General features: G+C 62.5%; 24 protein-coding genes. 22 read left to right on the plus strand and 2 right to left on the minus strand.

The features are described from left to right. Positions 1-33: 33 nt before the first annotated feature. From mdh to AC1DOG_RS21925, 11 genes are all read left to right on the plus strand, one after another. Entirely contained in the window at positions 34-996 is a 963-nt protein-coding gene (gene mdh / locus AC1DOG_RS21875) for a malate dehydrogenase (protein ID WP_018902317.1), read from the plus strand. A gap of 40 nt (positions 997-1,036) precedes the next feature. Then, positions 1,037-2,230 (plus strand): ADP-forming succinate--CoA ligase subunit beta, encoded by a 1,194-nt coding sequence (gene sucC / locus AC1DOG_RS21880; protein ID WP_047508728.1) that lies wholly within the window; start codon positions 1,037-1,039, stop codon positions 2,228-2,230. 240 nt (positions 2,231-2,470) lie between these two features. After that, a complete protein-coding gene (gene sucD / locus AC1DOG_RS21885; RefSeq protein ID WP_018902319.1) occupies positions 2,471-3,373 on the plus strand; it encodes a succinate--CoA ligase subunit alpha in 903 nt (300 codons plus the stop codon). 158 nt (positions 3,374-3,531) lie between these two features. After that, positions 3,532-6,516: a 2-oxoglutarate dehydrogenase E1 component gene (locus AC1DOG_RS21890; protein WP_477931018.1), complete on the plus strand. Its 2,985-nt coding sequence runs from the start codon at positions 3,532-3,534 to the stop codon at positions 6,514-6,516. Positions 6,517-6,634: 118 nt separating this feature from the next. Further along, positions 6,635-7,870, plus strand: a complete 1,236-nt coding sequence (gene odhB / locus AC1DOG_RS21895) for a 2-oxoglutarate dehydrogenase complex dihydrolipoyllysine-residue succinyltransferase (RefSeq protein ID WP_018902321.1) — start codon at positions 6,635-6,637, stop codon at positions 7,868-7,870. Between the two features lie 54 nt (positions 7,871-7,924). Beyond that, positions 7,925-8,479 (plus strand): hypothetical protein, encoded by a 555-nt coding sequence (locus tag AC1DOG_RS21900; protein WP_477931020.1) that lies wholly within the window; start codon positions 7,925-7,927, stop codon positions 8,477-8,479. Then, positions 8,476-9,228 (plus strand): SDR family oxidoreductase, encoded by a 753-nt coding sequence (locus tag AC1DOG_RS21905; protein WP_018902323.1) that lies wholly within the window; start codon positions 8,476-8,478, stop codon positions 9,226-9,228. Before AC1DOG_RS21900 ends, AC1DOG_RS21905 begins: the two co-directional genes overlap by 4 nt. 31 nt (positions 9,229-9,259) lie before the next feature. Continuing rightward, entirely contained in the window at positions 9,260-9,898 is a 639-nt protein-coding gene (locus AC1DOG_RS21910; RefSeq protein ID WP_477931109.1) for a LysE family translocator, read from the plus strand. A gap of 26 nt (positions 9,899-9,924) precedes the next feature. Then, the gene (gene lpdA, locus AC1DOG_RS21915; RefSeq protein WP_111562559.1) at positions 9,925-11,331 is read left to right on the plus strand and encodes a dihydrolipoyl dehydrogenase; all 1,407 of its coding nucleotides are present in this window, start codon (positions 9,925-9,927) and stop codon (positions 11,329-11,331) included. Positions 11,332-11,452: 121 nt separating this feature from the next. Continuing rightward, a complete protein-coding gene (locus AC1DOG_RS21920; protein ID WP_181459260.1) occupies positions 11,453-11,713 on the plus strand; it encodes a type II toxin-antitoxin system ParD family antitoxin in 261 nt (86 codons plus the stop codon). A gap of 330 nt (positions 11,714-12,043) precedes the next feature. Further along, positions 12,044-12,571 carry a DUF2867 domain-containing protein gene (locus AC1DOG_RS21925; RefSeq protein WP_477931023.1) on the plus strand — a complete coding sequence of 176 codons (528 nt, stop codon included), beginning with the start codon at positions 12,044-12,046 and terminating at the stop codon, positions 12,569-12,571. Here the strand turns inward: AC1DOG_RS21925 and AC1DOG_RS21930 are convergent. Together AC1DOG_RS21930 and AC1DOG_RS21935 are read right to left on the minus strand one after the other, a co-directional pair. After that, positions 12,549-13,637, minus strand: a complete 1,089-nt coding sequence (locus AC1DOG_RS21930; protein WP_477931025.1) for a TraB/GumN family protein — start codon at positions 13,635-13,637, stop codon at positions 12,549-12,551. The two genes, AC1DOG_RS21925 and AC1DOG_RS21930, sit on opposite strands and share 23 nt — an antisense overlap. An 86-nt stretch (positions 13,638-13,723) precedes the next feature. Then, a complete protein-coding gene (locus AC1DOG_RS21935) occupies positions 13,724-14,659 on the minus strand; it encodes a tyrosine recombinase XerC (RefSeq protein WP_477931027.1) in 936 nt (311 codons plus the stop codon). 142 nt (positions 14,660-14,801) lie between these two features. Between AC1DOG_RS21935 and AC1DOG_RS21940 the strand changes: the two genes are divergently transcribed. The 11 genes from AC1DOG_RS21940 to AC1DOG_RS21990 all read left to right on the plus strand — a co-directional run bounded on the left by AC1DOG_RS21940 (position 14,802) and on the right by AC1DOG_RS21990 (position 26,267). Next, positions 14,802-15,749: a GNAT family N-acetyltransferase gene (locus AC1DOG_RS21940; RefSeq protein WP_018901470.1), complete on the plus strand. Its 948-nt coding sequence runs from the start codon at positions 14,802-14,804 to the stop codon at positions 15,747-15,749. A gap of 21 nt (positions 15,750-15,770) precedes the next feature. Beyond that, positions 15,771-16,916 (plus strand): AAA family ATPase, encoded by a 1,146-nt coding sequence (locus tag AC1DOG_RS21945; RefSeq protein WP_477931029.1) that lies wholly within the window; start codon positions 15,771-15,773, stop codon positions 16,914-16,916. Positions 16,917-16,970: 54 nt separating this feature from the next. Then, entirely contained in the window at positions 16,971-19,184 is a 2,214-nt protein-coding gene (locus AC1DOG_RS21950; RefSeq protein ID WP_477931031.1) for a primosomal protein N', read from the plus strand. 80 nt (positions 19,185-19,264) lie between these two features. After that, entirely contained in the window at positions 19,265-19,654 is a 390-nt protein-coding gene (locus tag AC1DOG_RS21955; protein WP_111565144.1) for an AGROH133_08824 family phage infection protein, read from the plus strand. A 254-nt stretch (positions 19,655-19,908) separates the two neighbouring features. After that, positions 19,909-20,475 carry a F0F1 ATP synthase subunit delta gene (locus AC1DOG_RS21960; RefSeq protein ID WP_026283540.1) on the plus strand — a complete coding sequence of 189 codons (567 nt, stop codon included), beginning with the start codon at positions 19,909-19,911 and terminating at the stop codon, positions 20,473-20,475. Then, positions 20,475-22,004: a F0F1 ATP synthase subunit alpha gene (gene atpA, locus AC1DOG_RS21965; RefSeq protein ID WP_018901475.1), complete on the plus strand. Its 1,530-nt coding sequence runs from the start codon at positions 20,475-20,477 to the stop codon at positions 22,002-22,004. The genes AC1DOG_RS21960 and atpA overlap by 1 nt, the downstream gene beginning before the upstream one ends. A gap of 26 nt (positions 22,005-22,030) precedes the next feature. Beyond that, positions 22,031-22,915 (plus strand): F0F1 ATP synthase subunit gamma, encoded by an 885-nt coding sequence (locus AC1DOG_RS21970; RefSeq protein ID WP_018901476.1) that lies wholly within the window; start codon positions 22,031-22,033, stop codon positions 22,913-22,915. A gap of 23 nt (positions 22,916-22,938) precedes the next feature. After that, a complete protein-coding gene (gene atpD / locus AC1DOG_RS21975; RefSeq protein WP_018901477.1) occupies positions 22,939-24,387 on the plus strand; it encodes a F0F1 ATP synthase subunit beta in 1,449 nt (482 codons plus the stop codon). A gap of 77 nt (positions 24,388-24,464) precedes the next feature. Next, complete coding sequence (locus AC1DOG_RS21980) at positions 24,465-24,872, plus strand: F0F1 ATP synthase subunit epsilon (RefSeq protein ID WP_113197415.1); 408 nt, start codon at positions 24,465-24,467, stop codon at positions 24,870-24,872. A 172-nt stretch (positions 24,873-25,044) separates the two neighbouring features. Next, positions 25,045-25,815 carry an SDR family NAD(P)-dependent oxidoreductase gene (locus AC1DOG_RS21985; protein ID WP_477931034.1) on the plus strand — a complete coding sequence of 257 codons (771 nt, stop codon included), beginning with the start codon at positions 25,045-25,047 and terminating at the stop codon, positions 25,813-25,815. A gap of 104 nt (positions 25,816-25,919) precedes the next feature. After that, positions 25,920-26,267 (plus strand): ArsR/SmtB family transcription factor, encoded by a 348-nt coding sequence (locus tag AC1DOG_RS21990; RefSeq protein ID WP_026283541.1) that lies wholly within the window; start codon positions 25,920-25,922, stop codon positions 26,265-26,267. The last annotated feature ends 8 nt before the right edge of the window (positions 26,268-26,275 follow it).

Genomic DNA, 26,275 nt, shown 5'->3' on the forward strand with positions numbered 1-26,275 from the left:
CCGACGAATTTTGGTCGCAAAGGAAACACCGAAATGGCGCGTAACAAAATCGCTCTCATTGGTTCTGGCATGATTGGTGGCACGCTGGCGCATCTCGCCGGCCTCAAGGAGCTGGGTGACATCGTTCTCTTCGATATCGCCGACGGCATCCCGCAGGGTAAGGGCCTCGACATAGCGCAGTCCTCGCCGGTTGAAGGCTTCGATGCCAACCTGACCGGCGCAAGCGACTATTCCGCAATCGAAGGCGCAGACGTCTGCATCGTCACCGCCGGCGTCGCCCGCAAGCCGGGCATGAGCCGCGACGACCTGCTCGGCATCAACCTCAAGGTCATGGAACAGGTCGGCGCCGGCATCAAGAAGTATGCCCCGAACGCCTTCGTGATCTGCATCACCAACCCGCTCGACGCCATGGTCTGGGCGCTGCAGAAGTTCTCCGGCCTTCCGGCCAACAAGGTCGTCGGCATGGCCGGCGTTCTGGATAGCTCGCGCTTCCGCCTGTTCCTCTCCAAGGAATTCAACGTTTCCGTACAGGACGTCACCGCTTTCGTTCTCGGCGGCCACGGCGACACGATGGTGCCGCTCGCACGTTACTCCACCGTTGGCGGCATCCCGCTCACCGACCTCGTCACCATGGGTTGGGTCACCAAGGAGCGCCTCGAAGAAATCATCCAGCGCACCCGTGATGGCGGCGCCGAAATCGTTGGTCTCTTGAAGACCGGCTCGGCCTACTACGCACCGGCCGCTTCGGCGATCGAAATGGCTGAATCCTACCTCAAGGACAAGAAGCGCGTCCTGCCTTGCGCAGCGCAGCTCTCCGGCCAGTACGGCGTCAAGGACATGTATGTCGGCGTTCCCACCATCATCGGTGCCGGTGGCGTCGAACGCATCATCGAGATCGACCTGAACAAGGCCGAAAAGGAAGCCTTCGACAAGTCCGTCGCCGCTGTCGCCGGCCTGTGCGAAGCGTGCATCAACATCGCGCCGTCGCTGAAATAAGCCGACCGACCGCTGACGCAATCCAAACAGGAATAGATCCATGAACATTCATGAATATCAGGCCAAGGCTCTGCTCAAGGGCTATGGTGCGCCGGTCGCCAAGGGCGTGCCGATCCTCAAGGTCGAGGAAGCCGAAGCCGCCGCCAAGTCGCTGCCGGGCCCGCTCTACGTGGTCAAGAGCCAGATCCACGCTGGTGGCCGCGGCAAGGGCAAGTTCAAGGAACTCGGCCCCGACGCCAAGGGCGGCGTTCGCCTCGCCAAGTCGATCGACGAAGTCGTTGCTCACGCCAAGGAAATGCTCGGCAACACGCTGGTAACGGCGCAGACGGGCGAAGCCGGCAAGCAGGTCAACCGTCTCTACATCGAAGACGGCGCCGACATCGACCGCGAACTCTATTGCTCGCTGCTGGTCGATCGTTCCGTCGGTCAGGTTGCCTTCGTGGTTTCGACCGAAGGCGGCATGGACATCGAAGCTGTCGCCCACGACACGCCCGAGAAGATCCACACCATCGCCATCAACCCGGAAACGGGTGTAACGGCTGATGACGTCGCCAAGATCGTCAAGGCTCTGGAACTTTCCGGTGCTGCCGCCGAAGACGCCAAGTCGCTGTTCCCGGCGCTCTACAAGGCGTTCGGCGAAAAGGACATGGCGCTCCTCGAAGTCAACCCGCTGATCGTCATGAAGGACGGCCATCTGCGCGTCCTCGACGCCAAGATGTCCTTCGACGGCAACGCGCTGTTCCGCCATGACGACGTCAAGGCGCTGCGCGACGAGACCGAAGAAGACGCCAAGGAAATCGAAGCCTCCAAGTGGGACCTCGCCTACGTTGCTCTCGACGGCAACATCGGCTGCATGGTCAACGGCGCCGGTCTCGCCATGGCGACGATGGACATCATCAAGCTGTACGGCAAGGAGCCGGCTAACTTCTGCGACGTCGGCGGTGGCGCCGGCAAGGAGAAGGTCGCGGCTGCCTTCAAGATCATCACGGCTGATCCGAAGGTCGAGGGCATCCTCGTCAACATCTTCGGCGGCATCATGAAGTGCGACGTCATCGCCGAAGGCGTTGTCGCAGCGGTTCAGGAAGTCGGTCTCAAGGTTCCGCTCGTCGTTCGCCTCGAAGGCACCAATGTCGAGCTCGGCAAGAAGATCCTCAACGAATCCGGTCTCGCGATCACGGCAGCTGACGATCTCGACGATGCCGCCAAGAAGATCGTCGCGGCGATCAACGCGTAGGTAAGTGTATGCTGAGGGTCGTACTTGCATTCGCGATTACGGCTCTCATCGGCTGCTGGTTCTGGTGGCTTGAGGAAGAAAAGTGGTGCGCTGCCTTTGAGGAAAATGCGTCACCGGCGGCACTGACAATGTGCATGCAGCTTTCGCCTCTCGTCGCTGGCGGCATTGTTTTGATTAGTAGCGGCGTCCTCTTGTGGACGAAGTTTCGCAGGCGCTAAAGCTAGAGATCGGGATTAACGGATGTCTATTCTCGTCAATAAGAACACAAAGGTCCTCGTGCAGGGCCTGACCGGCAAGACCGGTACTTTCCACACCGAACAGGCGCTTGCCTATTACGGTACGCAGATGGTCGGCGGTATCCACCCGAAGAAGGGTGGCGAAACCTGGACCGGCTCGAAGGGCGAAAGCCTGCCGATCTTCGCTTCGGTCGCCGAAGCCAAGGAACGCACGGGTGCCGACGCTTCGGTCATCTACGTTCCCCCGGCTGGTGCCGCTGACGCGATCATCGAGGCGATCGACGCCGAGATCCCGTTCATCACCTGCATCACCGAGGGTATCCCTGTTATGGACATGGTTCGCGTCAAGGCTCGCCTCGACCGCTCCAAGTCGCGCCTGCTTGGGCCCAACTGCCCGGGTATCCTGACGCCGGAAGAATGCAAGATCGGCATCATGCCGGGCTCGATCTTCCGCAAGGGTTCGGTCGGTATCGTTTCGCGCTCCGGCACGCTGACCTACGAAGCCGTGTTCCAGACGTCGAACGAAGGCCTCGGCCAGACGACGGCTGTCGGCATCGGCGGCGACCCGGTCAAGGGCACCGAGTTCATCGACGTGCTCGAGATGTTCCTGGCCGACGAAGCCACGACCTCAATCATCATGATCGGCGAAATCGGCGGCTCGGCTGAAGAAGACGCGGCGCAGTTCCTGATCGACGAAGCCAAGAAGGGCCGTAAGAAGCCGATGGCCGGCTTCATCGCGGGTCGTACGGCTCCGAAGGGCCGCACCATGGGCCACGCCGGTGCAGTCGTTTCCGGCGGCAAGGGCGATGCGGAATCCAAGATCGCTGCCATGGAAGCAGCCGGCATCAAGGTTTCGCCTTCGCCGGCACGCCTCGGCACGACGCTGGTTGAAGTCCTCAAGGGCTAAGCCAATCTATACACCGGGCAGGATGCGCTTTGCGTGCTGCCCGGTTCGAACCAAGACTGAGCCGCGGACAGGCGGCTGAACATGAAGATGCGGCAGCCGGTCGATGGGATCGGCAAATCACAAAGTCAGGAGGCGGGCGGAAGCGTCCGCGTAACACCATGGCACGGCAAGAAGCCAACGAGCAGTTTCAGATCACCTCGTTCCTGGATGGCGCCAACGCTGCTTATATCGAGCAGCTCTATGCGCGCTACGAGGACGACCCGGCATCGGTCAACGAAGAATGGCGCGCCTTCTTCAAGGCGCTGGAAGACAATCCTGATGATGTGAAGCGGGCCGCCAAGGGCGCATCCTGGCGCAAGAAGAACTGGCCGATGCAGGCCAGCGGCGACCTCGTTTCGGCGCTCGACGGCGACTGGGGCGTGATCGAGAAGGTCGTCGAGACCAAGGTGAAGGCCAAGGCTGAAGCAGCCGGCAAGCCGACCGAAGGCGCAGACATCCTGCAGGCGACGCGCGACAGCGTGCGCGCCATCATGATGATCCGCGCCTACCGGATGCGCGGCCACCTGCATGCCAAGCTCGACCCGCTCGGCATCGCCGCTCCTGTTGAGGACTATAAGGAACTGTCGCCGGAAAACTACGGTTTCTCCGAAGCCGACTACGACCGCAAGATCTTCATCGATAACGTGCTCGGCCTGGAATACGCCACCGTTCGCGAGATGATCGAGATCCTCGAGCGCACCTATTGCTCGACGATCGGCGTCGAGTTCATGCACATTTCGAACCCCGAGGAAAAGGCCTGGATCCAGGAACGGATCGAAGGTCCTGACAAGGGCGTTGCCTTCACCAACGAAGGCAAGAAGGCGATCCTGTCGAAGATCATCGAAGCCGAAGGCTACGAGCAGTTCCTCGACGTCAAGTTCAAGGGCACCAAGCGCTTCGGCCTCGACGGCGGTGAATCGCTGATCCCGGCGCTCGAGCAGATCCTGAAGCGCGGCGGCCATCTCGGCCTCAAGGAAGCCGTGTTCGGCATGGCCCACCGCGGTCGTCTGAACGTGCTCTCCCAGGTCATGGGCAAGCCGCACCGCGCCATCTTCCACGAGTTCAAGGGCGGCTCCTACGCGCCTGACGAAGTCGAAGGTTCCGGCGACGTGAAGTACCACCTCGGCGCGTCCTCGGACCGCGAGTTCGACGGCAACAAGGTTCACGTGTCGCTGACGGCCAACCCGTCGCACCTTGAAATCGTCGATCCTGTTGTCATGGGCAAGGCCCGCGCAAAGCAGGACATGGGCGCCACCGTCTGGGACGGCGACACCATTCCGCTGTCGGAGCGCGCCAAGGTTCTGCCGCTCCTCATCCACGGCGATGCCGCCTTTGCCGGCCAGGGCGTGATTGCCGAAATCCTCGGCCTGTCGGGTCTGCGCGGCCACCGCGTTGCCGGCACGATGCACGTCATCATCAACAACCAGATCGGCTTCACCACCAACCCGGCCTTCTCGCGTTCGTCGCCCTATCCGTCCGACGTCGCCAAGATGATCGAAGCACCGATCCTGCACGTCAACGGCGACGATCCGGAGGCCGTGGTTTACGGCGCCAAGATCGCCATGGAATTTCGTATGAAGTTCCACAAGCCTGTCGTCCTCGACATGTTCTGCTACCGCCGCTACGGCCATAATGAAGGCGACGAGCCGTCCTTCACGCAGCCGAAGATGTACAAGGTCATCCGCGCCCACAAGAGCGTTCTGCAGCTCTACAGCGAGCGCCTCGTTTCCGAGGGCGTGCTCAGCGAAGGCGAAGTCGAAAAGATGAAGGCCGACTGGCGCGCGCATCTCGAGCAGGAGTTCGAGGCCGGCCAGCACTACAAGCCGAACAAGGCCGACTGGCTTGACGGCGAGTGGTCGGGCCTGCGCACGGCTGATAATGCCGACGAGCAGCGTCGCGGCAAGACCGCCGTGCCGATGAAGCAGCTGAAGGAAATCGGCCGCAAGCTGTCCGAGATCCCGGAAGGCTTCCATGCGCACCGCACGATCCAGCGCTTCATGGAAAACCGCGCCAACATGATCTCGACCGGCGAAGGCATCGACTGGGCAACGGCGGAAGCGCTGGCGTTCGGCGGTCTCGTCACCGAAGGTCACAAGATCCGCCTTTCCGGTCAGGATTGCGAACGCGGCACCTTCTCGCAGCGTCACTCGGTTCTCTACGATCAGGAAACGGAAGAGCGCTACATCCCGCTCGCCAACCTGTCGGCGACCCAGGCGCGCTACGAAGTCATCAACTCGATGCTGTCGGAAGAAGCCGTTCTCGGCTTCGAATACGGCTACTCGCTGGCCCGCCCGAACGCGCTGACGCTCTGGGAAGCCCAGTTCGGCGACTTCGCCAACGGTGCGCAGGTCGTGTTCGACCAGTTCATCTCGTCTGGCGAACGCAAGTGGCTGCGCATGTCCGGCCTCGTCTGCCTGCTGCCGCACGGCTATGAAGGCCAGGGTCCGGAGCACTCTTCGGCTCGCCTCGAGCGCTTCCTGCAGCTTTGCGCGGAAGACAACATGCAGGTCGCCAACGTCACGACGCCGGCGAACTACTTCCACATCCTGCGCCGCCAGGTGAAGCGCGACTTCCGCAAGCCGCTGATCCTGATGACGCCGAAGTCGCTGCTGCGCCACAAGCGCGCCGTATCGGGCCTGGCCGAAATGGCCGGCGAGACCTCGTTCCACCGTCTCCTCTGGGACGATGCCGAGGTCATCAAGGACGGTCCGATCAAGCTGCAGAAGGATGCCAAGATCCGCCGCGTCGTGCTCTGCACCGGCAAGGTCTATTACGACCTTCTGGAAGAGCGCGAAAAGCGCGGCATCGACGATGTCTACCTGCTGCGCGTCGAACAGCTTTATCCGTTCCCGGCCAAGGCGCTCATCAACGAGCTCTCCCGCTTCCGCAATGCGGAAATGGTCTGGTGCCAGGAAGAGCCGAAGAACATGGGTGCATGGTCGTTCATCGACCCGTATCTGGAATGGGTGCTTGCCCATATCGATGCCAAGTACCAGCGCGTTCGCTACACCGGACGTCCGGCCGCGGCATCGCCCGCAACCGGCCTGATGTCCAAGCATCTGGCACAGCTCGCCGCGTTCCTCGAGGACGCGCTCGGCGGCTAACGAGAATGAGATCGGGGAGGGAGCGCGCCGCGTTTCCTCTCCGCATTAATTCAGATCCCGGCCGCTCGCGCCGGAACGCCGTCAAACATCACAAAGATCAAAATTCAGGATTTGAACAATGGCCACAGAAATCCGCGTTCCAACTCTCGGTGAATCCGTCAGCGAGGCAACCGTCGGCACCTGGTTCAAGAAGGTCGGCGATGTCATCAAGGCCGACGAGCCGCTGGTGGAGCTTGAAACCGACAAGGTGACCATCGAAGTTCCGGCACCGGCTGCCGGCGTACTCTCCGAAATCGTCGCGCAGGCCGGCGAAACCGTCGGTCTCGACGCGCTGCTCGGCCAGATCGCTGCAAGCGCAGGTGCCGCCGCTGCTGCTCCGGCCGCCGCTGCCGCCCCCGCCAAGGCCGCCGAGCCGGCTCCAGCTGCTGCCGCACCGGTTGCCGCTGCCGCTTCCTCGATGCCGCCGGCACCGGCTGCTTCGAAGATGCTCGCTGAAAACAACCTTTCGGCCGATCAGGTCGATGGCTCCGGCAAGCGCGGCCAGGTTCTGAAGGGCGACGTGATCGCAGCTGTCGCCAAGGGCATTGCGGCTCCTGCCGCTGCTGCTCCGGCAGCCCCTGCCGCCGCACGCGGCCCGTCGACGGTCGAGGATGCCGGCCGCGAAGAGCGCGTGAAGATGACGCGCCTGCGCCAGACGATCGCCAAGCGCCTGAAGGACGCCCAGAACACCGCCGCCATGCTCACCACCTATAACGAGGTGGACATGAGCGCCGTGATGGCGCTGCGCGCCAAGTACAAGGACGTGTTTGAAAAGAAGCACGGCGTGAAGCTCGGCTTCATGGGCTTCTTCACCAAGGCCGTCACCCACGCGCTGAAGGAACTGCCTGCTGTCAACGCCGAGATCGACGGCACCGACATCATCTACAAGAACTACTGCCACGTCGGCATGGCCGTTGGCACCGACAAGGGCCTGGTCGTTCCGATCATCCGCGATGCCGACCAGATGTCGATCGCCGAGATCGAAAAGGACCTCGGCCGTCTCGCCAAGTCGGCTCGTGACGGTTCGCTGTCGATGGCCGACATGCAGGGCGGCACCTTCACGATCACCAATGGCGGCGTCTACGGTTCGCTGATGTCCTCGCCGATCCTGAACGCGCCGCAGTCGGGCATTCTCGGCATGCACAAGATCCAGGACCGTCCCGTCGTCGTCGGCGGCCAGATCGTCATCCGTCCGATGATGTATCTCGCGCTCTCCTACGACCACCGTATCGTCGACGGCAAGGAAGCCGTTACCTTCCTCGTGCGCGTCAAGGAAAGCCTGGAAGATCCGGAACGCCTCGTTCTCGATCTCTAAGAGACCGACAGGGCCGCGCGAGCGGCCCTTTTCGCCTCAGCACCGGAACACCTGATGTCGCTGAAACCCGCCTTCCGCTCGTCGAATACCACGCCCGCTTCCGGCCGCTCCGTGAGGCGTGCGGCTGCGCTCTTGCTCGCCGCCACCCTTTGCGGCCAGCCGCTGATGGCGGCGGAGTGCAAGCAGGCCAATGCCGTCTATGCCGATCGCGACGGCGCCTACGAGCTTCGCTTCACGCCGATCGCGTCAGCCGCGGCCGCTGCCAGCAATCGCTTCACGGTCAAGGTCTTGAAGACGCCGCTTACGCTCGACGGCTATGTCATGCCGTCTGAAGATCCGGCGCGGTCGCTGGCGATGGTGATGTTCAAATGCCCTGACGGGGACGCCACGGGGGCCGATCTCGAAGCCTGCACGATCTGGCAGGGCATGGTCTACGGCATCGACGCCAAGGGTACGCTCGACAACCTGCAGCCGGAAGCCGGGCAGGCGGCCGACAAGATCCTGTTCCCCGGCATCGGCCCGGCCATTCGCGCCTCCTCGATCTGGGGCAAGGGCAAGGCATCGGTGGCGCCCTGGGATGTGCTCGACTTCAAGGAATGTGCGTCATGAGTGACCAACCCGTTCTTCTCGTGACCGGCGGCAGCCGCGGCATCGGCGCTGCGATCAGCCTGCTGGCCGCCGCCAAGGGCTGGCGCGTCGCCGTGAACTATGCCGCCAACAAGGCTGCGGCAGACGAGGTCGTGGCCAGGATCAAGGCCGGCGGCGGGGATGCCATCGCGATCAAGGGCGATGTCGGCGAGGCCTCCGATATCACGCAGATGTTCGAAGCGATCGACCGCCACTTCGGCCGGCTGGACGGGCTTGCCAACAATGCCGGCATCGTCGATGCGCCAGCGAGGATCGACGAGATGTCGGTCGCGCGCATCGAGCGGATGATGCGCATCAACATCACCGGCTCCATTCTCTGCGCGGCCGAGGCCGTGCGCCGCATGTCGACCAAACATGGCGGCAAGGGCGGGGCGATCGTCAATATCTCGTCGATGGCGGCGATCATCGGCTCGCCCTCGCAATATGTCGACTACGCCGCCTCCAAGGCCGCGATCGACACTTTCACCATCGGTCTTGCCCGCGAAGTGGCGACCGAGGGCGTGCGCGTCAACGCCGTACGCCCTGGGGTTATCGACACCGAAATCCACGCTTCCGGCGGCCTGCCGGATCGGGCGCGCGACATGGCGCCGAGCATTCCGATGCAGCGCGCCGGCACGGCGGAAGAGATCGCCGACGCGGTGCTTTATCTGCTATCCAAAGAGGCATCCTATGTCACCGGCGCGATCCTCAATGTAAGCGGCGGCCGATGATCAGGTTCATCATTTCAAGGGCGGTATGAGCATGCAGTATGTTCTCGAATTTCTCGGCCTGATGGCCGTCTTCTCGATCTTCATCGTCGTGCCGGGCGCCGATTTCGCGGTGATCCTGCGCCAGAGCATCGTGCATGGCCGCCGCGCCGCGATCATGACCGGCCTCGGCATGGGCTTCTCGCTGCTCTTCCACATCAGCTACACGATCCTCGGCCTGGGGCTGATCGTGTCTCAGTCGCTGATGCTGTTTGCGATGATCAAGTGGGCGGGTGTCGCCTACCTCGTCTATCTCGGCATCAAGTCGTTTCGCGCTCCGGGTTTCAACGTGGCCGACATCAAGGTCAGTGAAGAGGATCGCAAGCCGATCTCTGCGCTGCGCTGCCTCGGCATGGGCTTCATCACCAATGCGCTGAACCCGAAGCCGGTGCTGTTCTTCCTGTCGCTGTTTTCGACGCTCGTTCATCACGACACGCCCGGCCTCATCCAGTTCAGCTACGGCATCGGCATGGCGACCGCGCTGGTCGCCTGGTTTGCCGCCGTCTCCACCTTCTTCACCGTCAAGGCCGTGCGCGATCGTTTCATCGCCAGCGGCAAATGGTTCAACCGCATTACCGGCGCCGCTCTGGTCGGCTTCGGCTTCCGTCTCGCGCTTGCCCGCGCGGCGGATTAAGCAAATAACGAAAAGGAAAAGCAACAATGTCCTATGATGTCATCGTTATCGGAACCGGCCCCGGCGGCTATGTCGCTGCCATCAAGGCGGCCCAGCTCGGCCTTAAGGTCGCCGTTGTCGAAAAGCGCGCGACCTTCGGCGGCACCTGCCTGAATGTGGGCTGCATTCCCTCCAAGGCGCTGCTGCACGCGTCGGAAATGTTCCATCAGGCCGGCCACGGCATGGACGCGCTCGGTATCGAAGTCGCGGCGCCGAAGCTGAACCTCGACAAGATGATGGCCCACAAGGACGCCACCGTGAAGTCGAACGTCGACGGCGTCGCCTTCCTGTTCAAGAAGAACAAGATCGACAGCTTCATCGGCACCGGCAAGATCGTCTCGGCTGGTAAGGTCTCGGTTACGGCTGAGGACGGCAAGGTTCAGGAAATCGAAGGCAAGAACATCGTCATCGCCACCGGCTCCGACGTTGCCGGCATCCCTGGCGTGAAGGTCGATATCGACGAGAAGGTGATCGTTTCCTCCACCGGCGCGATCGCGCTCGACAAGGTGCCTGAGACGATGATCGTCGTCGGCGGCGGTGTCATCGGCCTCGAGCTCGGCTCGGTCTGGTCGCGCCTCGGCGCCAAGGTCACCGTCATCGAATATCTCGACAAGATCCTCGGCGCGATGGATGGCGACGTCTCCAAGCAGTTCCAGCGCATGCTCGCCAAGCAGGGCGTCGACATCAACTTGAGCTCCAAGGTGACGGGCGTTGAAAAGGGTGGCAAGGGCGCGAAGGTGACCTTCGAGCCGGTCGCCGGCGGCGCCGCGCAGACGGTCGAAGCCGATGTCGTGCTGATCTCCACCGGCCGCATTCCCTACACCGCTGGCCTCGGTCTCGAAGAAGCGGGCGTCGCGCTCGACAATCGTGGCCGCGTCGAGATCGACGGTCACTTCCGCACCAATGTTGCCGGCATCTATGCGATCGGCGACGTGGTGAAGGGCCCGATGCTGGCGCACAAGGCTGAAGACGAAGGCGTAGCGCTCGCCGAAATCCTCGCCGGCCAGCATGGCCATGTGAACTACGACGTGATCCCGAGCGTCGTCTACACGCAGCCCGAAGTCGCCTCCGTCGGCAAGACCGAGGAAGAGCTGAAGGCCGCTGGCGTCGCCTACAAGGTCGGCAAGTTCCCGTTCACGGCCAACGGTCGCGCGCGCGCCATGCTGGCGACGGATGGTTTCGTGAAGATCCTCTCCGACAAGACCACCGACCGCGTTCTCGGCGGCCACATCGTCGGCTTCGGCGCCGGCGAAATGATCCACGAGATCGCCGTGCTCATGGAATTCGGCGGCTCCGCCGAAGACCTCGGCCGCACCTGCCACGCCCACCCGACCATGTCGGAAGCGGTGAAGGAAGCCGCTCTGGCGGCGTTCTTCAAGCCGATCCATATGTAAGGCTTTGCCATAAACTTCGAAGAGGCCGCGGTTCGAGAGGACCGCGGCCTTTTTCGTTTGGCTAACAATAATTGTTAGGCCTTGTTGGGTGTGGTATTCTCTCATCATGAAAGCCACCAACATGCGCACCCTTACCATTTCGCTCACACCGCATCAGGCTGCAAAAATGCAGGATGCGGTCGATAGCGGCGGCTATGCGTCCAACAGCGAAATCGTTCGCGACGCCCTGCGCCTTTGGGAACAACGCGAGGAAATCCGGCAGTTGGAAATCGCGCGCCTGAAACGGGCCTATGACGAGGGGATTGCCAGCGGCGAGGGTCGTGAAGTCGACGCCGATGTTCTCCTTGCCGAACTGAAGGCGGAAAAGCGATCACGTGGGTAAGTACACGCTCAGCCCTCGCGCGGTTTGGTGCTTGTCGTAAGACCCCTCCCCAACCCCTCCCCACAAGGGGGAGGGGCTTCCGGGCGGCAATCGCTCGGCAGAACTTTGCTCTCTCAACTGATGGAAGGGTAAAAGCGACGCTCGGCGTCGCCACAAGCTAGCCCCTCCCCCTTGTGGGGAGGGGTTGGGGAGGGGACTTTTGCGGCAGCCGGGGAGCTTAACGCATTGCCGTTCGGTGGCGCGTATTGCCGCAGGGCGATGCAGAGGGCGGTTCGGTGTCGCGGGATGTGCTATGTGTTGCCGGAGGATATTGCCGGAGACGCGTGATCAATGTCGTTGATGCCAGCCAAACCTTCTAAAATCGCGCCACGCCTGCCGCATCCAGCGCTGCCCTCGGCCGATTGGGCCGACTGCTATCAACTTTCAGTACCGGCTGCGTCATTCGATGCAATCGAGGCCGCCCGGCTGATGCTGGGCTACGCGCCGTTCTGGATCAGCAGTTTGATGAGGTTGCGCAACCTGATCGTCGGTCCGCTTTTCGGGTTGCGGACGGATGCGCACGATCTGCCGGAAGCAATAGAAAAGGTCGGGATATTTCCGGTGCTGTCAAAGACCGAGCGACAGGTCGTCGTCGGTTTCGATGACAAGCATCTCGACTTTCGCATCGTCGTCGACGTCGAGGATTCCGCCGATGGCGAGATGAAATGGGTGAAGGCGACGACATTGGTCCATCGCAAGATCCTGATCGGACGGATCTATATCGCCGTGATCACGCCGTTCCACAATCTCATCGTAAAGGCGATGATCGCCCACATGGGGAGGCGCCTCAGCGCCCTCAATTCACCGCCGTCACCGTAAAGCCCTGCTTGCGCAAGAGCTCGATCACCCCGCCTTCGCCCGGCAGATGCAGCGCGCCGACGGCCATGAAGACGTTGCCGGTGGCCAGGATCGGGGCGGCGCGTTCGGCCATGATCTTGTTGCGGTCGAGGATGATGCGCTGTTCGAAGGCGGCGTAGTCGCTGCTGTCGTCGGCGCCCTCGGGTGTCACGGTTTTTAGCATCGGCATGGTCATGCCGATATCGCCGGAGAGATAGAGATCGGTCATGGTCTCGACCACGTCGTTCATCTTCGAGCCGAGTTCCAGGGTTTCGATCAGCGACTTCATGTGGAATTCGGTGGGCAGTTCGGCCATGGCCTGCAGCTGTTCGGAGAGCGTCTCCAGGCCCTTGACCTGCTTGCCCTGGGCGGCCGCGTCGGTGGCGATTTTCTGGTCGAGGAACTGGACGCCTTTTGCCTTGCGTGCCATTTCGCAGGCAGGCAGCGCCACGACGCTCGAGATCATCCAAGGGCGCATGCGCGAGACGGCGGCAAGCGGAATGCCGCGGGTCTTCAGGCCGGCCTCGAGGCGGGTGTAATCCTCGGGCGACAAGAGCTTGTCGATGGTCGTTCCGTCGGTGAACATCATCAGGTCGGGCTTCATCATCAGGGCCGCCGAGGCCTTCTTCTCGTCGAGGATCTCGTCGGATTCAATGACGATGGTGTCAGCTGCATCGTGGGCGGCCTTCGTGCGCGGCGGCAGGTCGAGGACGCGCGGATCGGTGACGTGCATGCTGCCGAGGAGCCAGGATGGCTTGATGCCCGGTTTTTCGATCTTCCAGAAGATGCCCTTGCCGTTCGGCACGGCGTCGGCTTCCTTCACCGCCTGCTGGTAGCGCGCGGGATCGCTGACCTTCAGGTCGTCGAGGATGTTGTGGCCGGTGCAGCTTGTGTCATCCGCGGCTGACGCCGGCGAGATGGAGACCAGGGTGGCGATCAGGAGTGCTGCGGCCAGCACATGGACAGCGGCGATCAGCCAGAGCACGATGTTGCCGAAACGAGCCGGCAAGGCGATGGAAAGGCTGCGGTGGCCGAGGGAGATCGTCATGATGGTGTTCCGGTCACAAAGGATTTGCCACAAGCTTTACGCGCGGGGCTCATCATATTCCTTTAAGGGAACAGGTTAACAAAGGATTACGCCCGGGGATGGGCGCGGTCGTAAACGTCGAGAAGGCGCGAGGCATCCACACCCGTATAGACCTGTGTGGTCGACAGGCTGGCGTGGCCGAGCAGTTCCTGGATGGTGCGGAGATCGCCGCCGCCCGCCAGAAGATGGGTGGCGAAGGAGTGGCGCAGCGCGTGCGGGGTCGCGGTCTCCGGCAGGCCGAAGGCGCCACGCATCTTGCGCATGGTCTGCTGGATGATCGCCTGCTGCAGCTTGCCGCCACGGGCGCCGCGAAACAACGGCTCATCGGCGGCGAGATGGTAGGGGCAGAGCTTTCGGTATTTGTCGACCGCCTCGAAGACGACAGAGAGCAGCGGCACCAGGCGGGTCTTGTTGCCCTTGCCTGTTATGCGCAGCGTCGTGGCGCCTGGCGTGATGTCGCCGGGCAGGAGATCAAGCGCTTCGGAGATACGCAGGCCGCAGCCATAGAGCAGGGTCATGACGGCGGCGTCGCGGGCGGCGATCCAGGGTTCTTCGTGCAACTGCGCCTCGTTGCTGACGACGGTGACGGCCTGGGTGTCGGAGAGCGGCTTGGGGAGCGATTTCGGCTGCTTCGGCGAACGGATGGCGCCGGCGCCGGCGGCGTTCACCAGCCCCTTCTTTTCCAGATAGCGCAGCAGCGAGCGCAGGCCGGCGAGATTGCGGCCGAGCGAGCGGGCACCGGTGCCATCGCGGCGGCGGGCGGCGAGGAAGGCGCGGAAATCGGCGGGCCGCAGCGCCTCGATATCCTTCAGCGTCGTCGGGCCGGCGAGATGGCCGGTCATGAAGGTCAGAAACTGGCGGGTGTCGCGCTCGTATGCGTCGAGCGTGTGCTGTGAGAGGCGTCGTTCGCCGGCTAGGCTTTGCAACCAGGCGGCGCGTTCCGCCATCAGCTGCGCGTCGGCCATGATCAGGAGTTCATTCACGTTTCCGCCTCTTGAATTTGCCAGCCAGACCGCCAATTTTGCCTGAGGGACGGTTATGGAATCGCTAACATCGGCCAAGTGCCTGTCATGCTTCGATCATAATAATCGCGATAACTGGTTTCCCAACGAGGCAGGATCTTGCATGGCACGGCGCCAACCCACGACGGCATTCGGACAATTCGCAGAAACGATCGCGCTCGTTTCCCAAGGCAGACCCGGACATATCGTCGACACGCTGATCGCCGAACGCGGACAACGCATCGTCGGCCACCCGCTGTGGCCCGTCATGCGGCCGTTTCTCTATACGCTGCTGCGCTACAACAAGGCGATGACCTTCGCCAACGACATCGCCAACATGCCGGGTTTCCAGTGCTTCGAGTATATGAGCAACTTGCTCGATCTCGATATCGGCGTGACCAATGCCGAGCGGATTCCTGACAAGGGCGGCTTCATTCTGGTCAGCAACCACCCGACCGGGATCGCCGATGGCGTCGCGGTGTTCGACCTCCTGAAGACGCGGCGTCCTGACATGATGGTATTCGCCAACCGCGATGCGGTGCGCGTCAATCCGCGCTTTGCCGAGATGATCATTCCGGTGGAATGGCGCGACGAGCACAAGAGCAAGCTGAAGGCGCGCGAGACGCTGCAGCTGACCAATCATGCGGTGCGCGAGGGCAAGGCGACGGTTCTGTTTCCCTCCGGGCGCATCGCCTACTGGGCGAATGGCCGGCTCAACGAGCGGCCGTGGAAGACGTCGGCCGTCGGGCTGGCGCGCAAGTACAATCTGCCGATCCTGCCCGTTCACATGACGGCGCGCAATTCCGGGCTGTTCTACTGGTTCGCCAAGTGGTCGACGGAGCTGCGCGACATGACGGTGTTCCACGAACTCTTGAACAAGCGCGGCGACCGCTTCGATTTTATCATCGGCGACATGATCCCGGTCGAGCATCTGGATGGCGATATCAACGATGTCACAAGGGCGCTGGAGACGCACACCGTCGAGGCGCTGAAGCGCGATGGCGACGCGCGGTTCCAGCCGCTTGTGGAGCCGAGCCTGCCCGAGATGGCCGATGCCCATTCATTTCGCTGAGCGGATCGGGTAAAGCGGGGTATGCAACTCCGCTCCATGTTCGCCCAGAATTACCGGTCGCTCCGCTCGATCCGCATGGATCTGTCGGAGACCTCGCTGTTTCTCGGCGAGAACGGTGTCGGCAAATCCAATCTCTATCGCGCGCTGCAGCTGGTGCAGGCGGCCGTCACCGGGCGGCTGGTGCGCGAGCTTGCGGCCGAGGGCGGCATGTTCTCGGTGCTGTGGTCCGGCACGCGCAAGCAGAATGAAGGGCCGGCGCGGGTTCGGCTGGAGGTCGAGCTTCTGGACGAGGAGCGCGCCGTCACGTTTCGCTACAGGGTCGAGGTCGGCCTGCGCCCGCCAGAGGCGGCGGCCGGCTTTCCGCTGGAGCCGCAGGTGAAGGCCGAGGAGTTGATCGTCGATCACGGGCGGCCGGTCGTCATGATGAAGCGGGCGGGACCTTCCATCCAGGTGCGCGATGGCGCCGGGCGGATGCAGGATTATCCGGATCAGGCGCTGACGTCGGAGACGGCGATGGCGTTGCTTGGCGATGCCGGGCATTTTCCCGAGATCGCGACCTTTCGCCGTGTGGTGGCCAACTGGCGCTTCTTTCATGGCTTCCGCACCGATCGCGCCTCGCCGCTGCGCCAGCCCTGCCTTGCCGTGACCGGGCCGATGCTGGATGAGGACGGCGCCAATCTGGCGGCGGTGTTCGCGACGATCAGGCATACGCGGCAGGATACGGTCGATCTCGATCGTGTGGTCGCCTCGGCCTTCGGTGGCGCGCGGCTCGTGGTGCCGGAGCCGGAAGAGACAGCGTCGTTCGGGCTCGCCTTTCCCGATTTTCCGCATCGGGTGTTCCAACCGCGCGAATTGTCCGACGGGCAGATCCGCTTCCTGGGGCTTGCGGCGGCGCTGCTATCCTACCGCCTGCCGCCGCTGATCGCGCTCAACGAGCCGGAAGCGAGCCTGCATCCCGACATGCTGGAGCCGCTGGCGGACATGATCGCGACGGCTTCGAAGAGCAGCCAGGTGTGGATCGTCACCCACTCCTCCCAGCTGGCGGAGGCCGTGCGCGAGCGCTGCGGGGTTCGGCCGCGCAAGGTGATCCGCGAAAACGGTGCCACCTGGATCGAGGGCATGCGGCTTACCGGCACGATTGCCGGCGAGGACGATGATGACGATTGATAGCGTGATGTCGCGGGTTTCATTTTGTTCTCGTTGCGGGCATGGTCGCGCCCGATGAGCATAGATTCGTCCGACCTCTTTGGCCCGATCGAGCCGCCGCCCGCCGTGCGCACGGTGTCGGTGCTCGTACCCATGCCGGCGCCCAGGCCCTATTCCTACTCGGTGCCCGAGGGCATGGCCGTGGAGCCCGGCTCCGTGGTGCAGGTGCCGCTCGGGCCGCGCCAGGTGATGGGCGCCGTCTGGGAGGGGGGCGACGAGGGCGTCGATCCGAAGAAGCTGCGGCCGATCACCAAGGTGTTCGATTGCCCGCCGCTCTCCAAGGACATGCGCGATTTCGTCGATTGGGTCGCGAGCTATACGCTGTCGCCGCCGGGGCTGGTGGCGCGGATGGCCCTGCGTGTTCCCAACGCCTTCGATCCGGAACCGATGGTCGAGGGGTTGCGCTTCGTGGGCGGCGAGCCGGAGCGGATGACGCCGGCGCGCGCCCGCGTGCTCGATGCCGCCGGCGACGGGCTGTCGTGGACGCGCATTGGCCTCGCGCATGCAGCCGGTGTTTCGACCAGCGTCGTCGACGGGTTGATCGCGCAGGGGATCTTCGAGACGATCTTCTTGCCGCCGCCGCCGATCGTGGCGAAGCCGGATCCGGATTTCGCGCCGTCGCGGCTCGCCGGTCCGCAGAAGGAGGCGGCTGACGAGATCTTGGAAGAGGTCCGCAACGGCCAGTTCGCGGTGTCGCTGATCGATGGCGTCACCGGTTCGGGCAAGACGGAGGTCTATTTCGAGGCGATCGCCGAGACGCTGAAGCGCGGCAAGCAGGTGCTGATCCTGCTGCCGGAGATCGCGCTGACGGCCAGTTTCCTCGAGCGCTTCCAGGATCGGTTCGGGGCCAAGCCCGCCGAATGGCATTCGGATCTGGCGCCGAAGACGCGCGAGAAGGTCTGGCGGCAGGCGGTGACGGGGGAGGTCCGGGTCGTGGCGGGGGCGCGTTCGGCGCTGTTCCTGCCGTTCGAGGATCTCGGGCTGATCATCGTCGATGAAGAGCACGATCCCGCCTACAAGCAGGAAGACCGCGTCTATTACAATGCGCGCGACATGGCGGTCGTCCGCGCCCGGATCGGCGATTTTCCGCTCGTGCTGGTGTCGGCCACGCCGTCGGTGGAGAGCCAGGTCAACGGCCAGAGCGGGCGTTATACGACCATCCATCTTCCCACCCGCTTCGGCGACGCGGCGCTGCCGGACCTGCATCTGGTCGATATGCGAAGGCATGCGCCGGAGCGCGGCGGCTTCCTGTCGCCGGTGCTCTTGAGGGCCATCGGCAAGACGGTGGAGAAGAAGCAGCAGGCGCTGTTGTTCCTGAACCGGCGCGGCTATGCGCCGCTGACGCTCTGCCGGGTCTGCGGCCATCGCTTCCAATGCCCGCAATGTTCCAGCTGGCTGGTCGAGCACCGGTTCAAGCGGCAGCTGCAGTGCCACCAGTGCGGCTATCACCAGCATACGCCCGAGGCCTGCCCGGAATGCGGCACGTTCGACCATCTCGTTGCCTGCGGGCCGGGGGTGGAGCGGATTGCTGAAGAGGTGGAGCGGCATTTTCCCGAGGCGCGGACGATCGTGCTCTCCTCCGACATCATGGGCGGGGTGAAGCGACTGCGGCTGGAGCTCGACGCCATCACCAAGGGCGAGGCGGATATCGTCATCGGAACGCAGCTGGTGGCCAAGGGGCATAACTTCCCGCTGATGACGCTTGTTGGCATCATCGATGCGGATCTCGGACTGGCGAACGGCGATCCGCGCGCGGCCGAGCGGACCTTCCAGCTGCTGTCGCAGGTGACCGGCCGCGCCGGGCGTACGGGTCTGAAGAGCCACGGCCTGCTGCAGACCTACCAGCCGCAGCATCCCGTGATGCAGGCGATCGTCTCGGGCGATGCAGGCGCTTTCTACGAGCGCGAGATCGCCGAGCGCGAGCGGGCGATCCTGCCGCCGTTCGGGCGGCTGGCGTCGATCATCGTTTCTGCGGAAACCAGGCAGGATGCGGAGGGGCATGCGCGCAGCATGCGCAATGCAGCCCCTCAGGTGACGGGGATTTCCGTGCTCGGCCCGGCCGAGGCGCCGCTGGCGCTGGTGCGCGGACGGCATCGCTTCCGGCTCCTCGTGCATGGTCGCCGGAACTCCGACATGCAGGCCTACCTGCGCACCATGCTGGCGCAATCGCCGAAAGAGCGCGGCTCCATCCATGTGCAGCTCGATATCGATCCGCAGAGCTTCCTTTAAAGTACGCCGATCTCGGGCGTTTGCGGCCTGCCGATATCATGGCATAAGGGCTGCAAATCACAGTGATTTGGGGTCACATCATGGAATTTTACTTTCCGACGGAGCTGGGCGAGCAGCTTGCCTTCGGTGCCGCCGCGTTTACCGCGCTTGCGGGCTTCATCATCATGTTCGCGCCGGGCTATGCGATGCGTCTCTTCGGTATGCAGGTGCGCGAGGGGCGCCGCGACGGTTATGCCGAGCTGCGCTCGATGGGCGGCTTCTATCTCGGCACCGGGCTCGCGGCGATCATGCTGGCGCAGAACTTCACCTATCTGGCGCTCGGCGCGGCGTTTGCGATGGCCGCATTCGCGCGCATCATCTCGCTGCTTTCCGACCGGGGAGGCACCATCATGAATTATGTACTTCTGGTTGTGCAGGTGATTTTGGCGGCGCTTCCGCTCGGCTATGTCTTCGGTTTCTTTTCCGCCTGAAACACGCCGATTTTGGAGTGACGGTCTTTGGACCGTGAACGGTTTCGGCATTTTTGCGGCAGAAATCGATGCTAAAATAGGATTACGGCGTTACGCGTGTTGCGAGTCCCGATATCCTATGTTAGACGGACCCCGAATTTCGGAAGAAGCAAGAGGCTTCTCTTGCGATTTCTGGGGGAAATCATAACGAATTCAAGAATTTAAATCAGGCGCCCGCCGGAGGCCGGATTCTTGGGTTGAAATCAGGGAAATTTGTGCCCGTGGCAGACACGTCCCAGCTTACATCTGGTGTTGCAGAGCGATATGCCTCGTCGCTGTTCGAACTGGCGCTCGAGGAGGGTGCAGTCGCGAACGTGACCGCCGATCTCGACCGTTTTCAGGCGATGTTGGACGAGAGCGACGATCTGAAGCGCTTCATCTCCAGCCCGGTTTTCTCGGCTGAAGATCAGCTGAAGACGATCATCGCGATCAGCGAAAAGGCTGGCATCAGCGGGTTCGTTGCAAACTTCCTGAAGGTCGTGGCGCGCAATCGCCGCCTGTTTGCTCTCCCGGGCATGATCAAGGCCTTCCGTGTCATCGCTGCCAAGCAGCGTGGCGAAATTACCGCCGAGGTTACCTCGGCCCATGCGCTCGACGCAGCGCAGGAAACTGAATTGAAGGCGGCGCTGAAGGGCGTCACCGGCAAAGACGTGGCGGTCAACGTCACGGTTGATCCGTCAATTCTTGGTGGTCTGATCGTGAAGGTCGGGTCCCGTCAGATTGATACGTCTCTTCGTACCAAACTCTCTACCCTTAAGCTTGCATTGAAAGAGGTTGGCTGATGGATATCCGCGCCGCGGAAATTTCCGCAATTCTCAAAGATCAGATTAAAAACTTCGGCAAAGAGGCGCAGGTCTCGGAAGTCGGTCAGGTGCTCTCCGTCGGTGACGGTATCGCTCGCGTATACGGTCTGGACAACGTCCAGGCTGGCGAGATGGTCGAGTTCCCGGGCGGCATCCGCGGCATGGCGCTGAACCTTGAAGCCGACAACGTTGGTGTCGTTATTTTCGGTTCCGACCGCGCCATCAAGGAAGGCGACACCGTCAAGCGTACGGGCGCCATCGTTGACGTTCCGGTTGGTCCGGAACTGCTCGGCCGCGTTGTCGACGCTCTCGGCAACCCGATCGACGGCAAGGGCCCGATCAACGCGACCCGCCGTGCGCGCGTCGACGTCAAGGCTCCCGGCATCATTCCGCGTAAGTCGGTTCATGAGCCGATGTCGACCGGCCTCAAGGCCATCGACGCGCTCATCCCGGTTGGCCGCGGCCAGCGCGAGCTCGTCATCGGCGACCGCCAGACCGGCAAGACCGCGATCATTCTCGACGCGATCCTGAACCAGAAGGCCATTCACGACAACGGCCCGGACAGCGAAAAGCTGTACTGCGTCTACGTCGCTATCGGCCAGAAGCGTTCGACCGTTGCCCAGTTCGTCAAGGTTCTCGAAGAACGCGGCGCAATGAAGTACTCGATCGTCGTCGCCGCGACCGCTTCGGACGCTGCTCCGATGCAGTACCTGGCACCGTTCGCCGGTTGCGCCATGGGCGAATACTTCCGCGACAACGGCCAGCACGCCCTGATCGGTTACGACGACCTTTCGAAGCAGGCTGTTGCCTATCGCCAGATGTCGCTTCTGCTGCGCCGCCCGCCGGGCCGCGAAGCTTACCCGGGCGACGTTTTCTACCTGCATTCGCGTCTCCTCGAGCGCGCTGCAAAGCTCTCCGACGAAATGGGCGCTGGCTCGCTGACGGCTCTGCCTGTCATCGAAACCCAGGGTAACGACGTTTCGGCGTTCATTCCGACCAACGTGATCTCGATCACCGACGGCCAGATCTTCCTTGAAACCGACCTGTTCTATCAGGGTATTCGTCCGGCTGTTAACGTCGGTCTGTCGGTTTCGCGCGTTGGTTCCGCCGCTCAGATCAAGGCCATGAAGCAGGTTGCCGGCTCGATCAAGGGCGAACTCGCTCAGTATCGCGAAATGGCCGCCTTCGCCCAGTTCGGCTCCGACCTCGATGCCTCGACCCAGCGCCTGCTGAACCGCGGCGCACGCCTGACCGAACTCCTGAAGCAGCCGCAGTTCTCGCCGCTGAAGACGGAAGAACAGGTCGCGGTGATCTTCGCCGGCGTCAACGGTTACCTCGACAAGGTCGCGGTCAACCAGGTCGGCAAGTTCGAGCAGGGCCTGCTGTCGTACCTCCGTTCCGAAGGTTCGGCGATCCTCGACACGATCCGTAGCGAAAAGGCCATCAGCGACGATACGAAGGGCAAGCTCACCGCTGCCATCGACAGCTTCGCGAAGTCTTTCTCGTAATCGGACCCAGTTAGGACGGATCACGGATGCCTTCACTTAAGGATCTGAAAAACCGGATCGCCTCCGTCAAGGCGACGCAGAAGATCACCAAGGCGATGAAAATGGTCGCCGCGGCGAAGCTTCGGCGTGCGCAGGAGGCGGCCGAGGCCGCCCGGCCCTATTCGCAGCGGATGAGTGCGGTCTTGGCGAACATCGCCAATGCCGTCACCGATGCGGATGGTGCGCCGGCTCTCATGACCGGTACAGGCAAGGATCAGGTTCACCTGCTCGTCGTCTGCACGGCTGATCGCGGCCTCTGCGGCGGTTTCAACTCGCAGATTTCCCGTTTTGCCCGCGATCATGCCCGCAAGCTGACCGCAGAAGGCAAGACGGTAAAGATCTTCACTGTCGGCAAGAAGGGCTACGACAGCCTGCGCCGCGAATTCCTGCCGCTCATCGTCGAGCGCAAGGAACTCCGCGACGTCAAGCGTGTCGCCTTCGAAAACGCCGACAGCATCGGCAAGCGCATCATCGAGATGTACGAAGCCGGTGAATTCGACGTCTGCACGCTCTTCTATTCCGAGTTCAAGTCGGTGATCTCGCAGGTTCCGACGGCACAGCAGCTTATCCCGGCTTCGGCTGGCGAGGCGGTTGCCGAGGACGCGGCACATGCGGGCGCGGTCTACGAATACGAGCCAGATCCGGCATCGATCCTCGAGGATCTGATTCCACGCAACATCTCGGTCCAGATTTTCCGCGCGCTCCTTGAGAACGTCGCCGGCGAAATGGGCGCCAAGATGAGCGCGATGGACAATGCGACGCGTAACGCTGGTGAAATGATCAACAAGCTGACGCTTTCCTACAACCGTCAGCGCCAGGCTCAGATCACCAAGGAACTCATTGAAATCATTTCGGGCGCGGAAGCGCTCTGAGGTAAGGGAAAGAGGGTAAGAAGATGGCTAAGGCAGCTACCCCCAAGAAGGCCGCGGCAGGCTCCGCCGGCAAGGTTACGCAGGTTATCGGCGCCGTCGTGGACGTTGCCTTCGAAGGCGAACTGCCGGCGATCCTGAACGCACTCGAAACCACGAACGGCGGCAACCGCCTCGTGCTCGAAGTCGCTCAGCACCTGGGTGAAAACGAAGTTCGTACGATCGCCATGGACTCGACCGAAGGTCTGGTTCGCGGTCAGCCGGTCTCCGACACGGGTGAGCCGATCACGGTTCCGGTCGGCCCGGAAACGCTCGGCCGTATCATGAACGTCATCGGCGAACCGGTTGACGAAGCTGGCCCGCTGGTCACTTCGGGCAAGCGCGCCATCCACCAGGACGCTCCTTCCTACGTCGACCAGTCGACCGAAGGCCAGATCCTCGTCACCGGCATCAAGGTCGTCGACCTGCTCGCTCCTTACGCAAAGGGCGGCAAGATCGGCCTGTTCGGCGGCGCCGGCGTCGGCAAGACCGTTCTGATCATGGAACTGATCAACAACGTCGCCAAGGCGCACGGTGGTTACTCGGTCTTCGCAGGCGTGGGTGAACGTACCCGCGAAGGCAACGACCTTTACCACGAAATGATCGAATCGGGCGTCAACAAGCACGGCGGCGGCGAAGGCTCCAAGGCTGCGCTGGTTTACGGCCAGATGAACGAACCGCCGGGCGCACGCGCTCGCGTTGCTCTCACCGGTCTGACGATCGCTGAAGACTTCCGCGACAAGGGCCAGGACGTTCTGTTCTTCGTCGACAACATCTTCCGCTTCACGCAGGCAGGTTCCGAAGTGTCGGCTCTGCTCGGCCGTATTCCTTCGGCCGTTGGTTATCAGCCGACGCTCGCCACGGACATGGGCGCGATGCAGGAACGCATCACCACCACGACGAAGGGCTCGATCACCTCGGTTCAGGCGATTTACGTCCCCGCCGACGACTTGACCGACCCGGCTCCGGCAACCTCGTTCGCCCACTTGGACGCAACGACGGTTCTGTCGCGCTCGATCGCCGAAAAGGGCATCTATCCGGCCGTCGACCCGCTCGACTCCACGTCGCGCATGCTCGACCCGATGGTTGTCGGCGAAGAGCACTACGAAGTGGCTCGTAAGGTTCAGACGACGCTGCAGCGCTACAAGGCCCTGCAGGACATCATCGCCATCCTTGGCATGGACGAACTGTCGGAAGAAGACCGTCTGGCTGTTGCCCGCGCCCGCAAGATCGAGCGCTTCCTGTCGCAGCCGTTCTTCGTCGCGGAAGTCTTCACCGGTTCGCCGGGCAAGCTCGTTGCGCTCGAAGACACGATCAAGGGCTTCAAGGGCCTCGTCAACGGCGAATACGATCACCTGCCGGAAGCAGCCTTCTACATGGTCGGCTCGATGGAAGAAGCCATCGAAAAGGCCAAGAAGCTCTCCGCAGCCGCTTGATGCATTCACTTACGGCGCGCAGGGACCGTCCCCGCGCGCCGTCTCTCGTTTCAAAGACAATCAAGAAGTGAAACGTCATGGCTGACAATTTCAATTTTGAACTCGTATCTCCGGAGCGCCTGCTCTTGTCCGAGATGGTGACCGAAGTTGTCATTCCGGCAACCGAGGGCGAGATGACCGTCATGGCGAACCACGCGCCGACGATGACGACCATCAAGCCGGGCGTCGTGAGCGTTCGCTCCGCCAGCGGTGTCAAGAAGGACTTCGTGGTGTTCGGCGGCTTCGCCGACATCCTGCCGACCGGCTGCACGCTGCTCGCGGAATCCGCGATCCCTGTCGAAGACCTCTCCAAGGACGAACTCGACCGTCGCATCGACGCCGCCAAGGCCGAACTCGATGATGCCCAGCATCACGAGCACAAGTCGAAGCTGGAACACTTCATCATGGAACTGACGCACCTGTCGGGTGTCGTCAACAAGGACTGAGCCTTTAAGCTCTGACTGTCATCGAAGCGGCCGCAAGGCCGCTTTTTTGTTGCCCGCTCGACGCTCTTCTCTGTCATCCGAGACCGGTAGCGGTTGATCATTGGCGGATGCAGAGGCTATCTTCTCGCCATGTCGGATCCGGATCGGTTCGGCCGCTGATGGGGAGGGTTTGATGTTTCATCCGAAGTTGTTCGAAAACCGCAATGTGGTGGTCACAGGTGCCGGTCGCGGGATCGGGCTTGAGGTCGCGAGACAGTTTCTCGATTGCGGTGCGCGGGTGCTGGTTCACACCGGCCGCGACGGCGAGCGGGCCTTGCCGGATTTCCTGCTGACAGCGGAAGAGGATCGCCGCGCCATCCTGATCGCCGGCGATTTTTCGACGGGCGAGGGGTGCCAGGTTTTCGCAAACAAGGTGCTCGGCCATTTCAAGACGATCCACGCGCTCGTCAACAATGCCGGCACGATGTTCGGCCGGTTTCCGGCGGGCACGCTCACGGACGAGCAATATGGCCAGGTGGTGCAGCTGAACCAGACATCTGTCGTCGAGGTCACGAGGGCGCTGTTGCCAGCGCTGAGGGCCGCTGGCGAGGCTGCGATCGTCAACACGGTGTCGATCTCGGCGCTGACTGGCGGGAGCCCGGGCTCGGCGATCTACTCGGCCTCCAAGGCGTTCGTCTCGACCTATTCGAAGGCGCTCGCGCGCGAACTCGCGCCGGATGGCATTCGCGTCAACTGCATCTCGCCGGGAACGATCGAAACCGATTTCCACCAGCGCTATTCGTCCGCCGAAAAGCTCGAGCAGACCCGCAAGGGCATACCGCTGCAACGGCTGGGCACGGCCGAGGATTGCGCGCCGGCCTATCTCTTCATGGCGGCGCCATCGCTATCAGGCTACGTGACCGGTCAGGTGCTGGAGATTAACGGCGGCCAGCTTATCTGCTGATCAAGTGACTTTTTTTGGCACTTTAGGAGATCCAAATTATCCGGCGTTGCGTACGTGTTATGAGCACTTGTCATTTTTGATATATATGCAAGCAGAGACATAACATGCACTTGCCGACACCTCGATCGGGTATGGCCGATCACGAATTGCAGGGGTTTTCGACCAAAGCTCGGGCAGCAAGTGAACTTCTGAAAGCGCTGGCTCATCATACGCGGTTGCTCATCCTGTGCATTCTCGCGGAAGAGGAGAAGACCGTCGGCCAGATCGAGGACATTCTCGGCATGCAGCAGGCCATGGTCTCGCAACAGCTGGCCCGCCTGCGTCTCGAGGGACTGGTCAATACCCGCCGCGAGGGACGGATGATCTACTACAGCGTCGGCCACTCCGGCACGGTGTCGCTGCTCAAATCCCTGTTCGTGATGCTGCCTGAGGTGGTCGAGCAGCAGGGGTAAGGGCTTTT

This window comes from Rhizobium sp. 01N48, assembly GCF_056399145.1.

What these genes read in the sequence shown, in the direction of transcription:
- mdh (WP_018902317.1), top strand. Translation starts at nt 34, where the DNA reads ATGGCGCGTAACAAAATCGCTCTCATTGGTTCTGGCATGATTGGTGGC.
- sucC (WP_047508728.1), top strand. Translation starts at nt 1,037, where the DNA reads ATGAACATTCATGAATATCAGGCCAAGGCTCTGCTCAAGGGCTATGGT.
- sucD (WP_018902319.1), top strand. Translation starts at nt 2,471, where the DNA reads ATGTCTATTCTCGTCAATAAGAACACAAAGGTCCTCGTGCAGGGCCTG.
- AC1DOG_RS21890 (WP_477931018.1), top strand. Translation starts at nt 3,532, where the DNA reads ATGGCACGGCAAGAAGCCAACGAGCAGTTTCAGATCACCTCGTTCCTG.
- odhB (WP_018902321.1), top strand. Translation starts at nt 6,635, where the DNA reads ATGGCCACAGAAATCCGCGTTCCAACTCTCGGTGAATCCGTCAGCGAG.
- AC1DOG_RS21900 (WP_477931020.1), top strand. Translation starts at nt 7,925, where the DNA reads ATGTCGCTGAAACCCGCCTTCCGCTCGTCGAATACCACGCCCGCTTCC.
- AC1DOG_RS21905 (WP_018902323.1), top strand. Translation starts at nt 8,476, where the DNA reads ATGAGTGACCAACCCGTTCTTCTCGTGACCGGCGGCAGCCGCGGCATC.
- AC1DOG_RS21910 (WP_477931109.1), top strand. Translation starts at nt 9,260, where the DNA reads ATGCAGTATGTTCTCGAATTTCTCGGCCTGATGGCCGTCTTCTCGATC.
- lpdA (WP_111562559.1), top strand. Translation starts at nt 9,925, where the DNA reads ATGTCCTATGATGTCATCGTTATCGGAACCGGCCCCGGCGGCTATGTC.
- AC1DOG_RS21920 (WP_181459260.1), top strand. Translation starts at nt 11,453, where the DNA reads ATGCGCACCCTTACCATTTCGCTCACACCGCATCAGGCTGCAAAAATG.
- AC1DOG_RS21925 (WP_477931023.1), top strand. Translation starts at nt 12,044, where the DNA reads ATGTCGTTGATGCCAGCCAAACCTTCTAAAATCGCGCCACGCCTGCCG.
- AC1DOG_RS21930 (WP_477931025.1), bottom strand. Translation starts at nt 13,637, where the DNA reads ATGACGATCTCCCTCGGCCACCGCAGCCTTTCCATCGCCTTGCCGGCT.
- AC1DOG_RS21940 (WP_018901470.1), top strand. Translation starts at nt 14,802, where the DNA reads ATGGCACGGCGCCAACCCACGACGGCATTCGGACAATTCGCAGAAACG.
- AC1DOG_RS21945 (WP_477931029.1), top strand. Translation starts at nt 15,771, where the DNA reads ATGCAACTCCGCTCCATGTTCGCCCAGAATTACCGGTCGCTCCGCTCG.
- AC1DOG_RS21950 (WP_477931031.1), top strand. Translation starts at nt 16,971, where the DNA reads ATGAGCATAGATTCGTCCGACCTCTTTGGCCCGATCGAGCCGCCGCCC.
- AC1DOG_RS21955 (WP_111565144.1), top strand. Translation starts at nt 19,265, where the DNA reads ATGGAATTTTACTTTCCGACGGAGCTGGGCGAGCAGCTTGCCTTCGGT.
- atpA (WP_018901475.1), top strand. Translation starts at nt 20,475, where the DNA reads ATGGATATCCGCGCCGCGGAAATTTCCGCAATTCTCAAAGATCAGATT.
- AC1DOG_RS21970 (WP_018901476.1), top strand. Translation starts at nt 22,031, where the DNA reads ATGCCTTCACTTAAGGATCTGAAAAACCGGATCGCCTCCGTCAAGGCG.
- atpD (WP_018901477.1), top strand. Translation starts at nt 22,939, where the DNA reads ATGGCTAAGGCAGCTACCCCCAAGAAGGCCGCGGCAGGCTCCGCCGGC.
- AC1DOG_RS21980 (WP_113197415.1), top strand. Translation starts at nt 24,465, where the DNA reads ATGGCTGACAATTTCAATTTTGAACTCGTATCTCCGGAGCGCCTGCTC.
- AC1DOG_RS21985 (WP_477931034.1), top strand. Translation starts at nt 25,045, where the DNA reads ATGTTTCATCCGAAGTTGTTCGAAAACCGCAATGTGGTGGTCACAGGT.
- AC1DOG_RS21990 (WP_026283541.1), top strand. Translation starts at nt 25,920, where the DNA reads ATGCACTTGCCGACACCTCGATCGGGTATGGCCGATCACGAATTGCAG.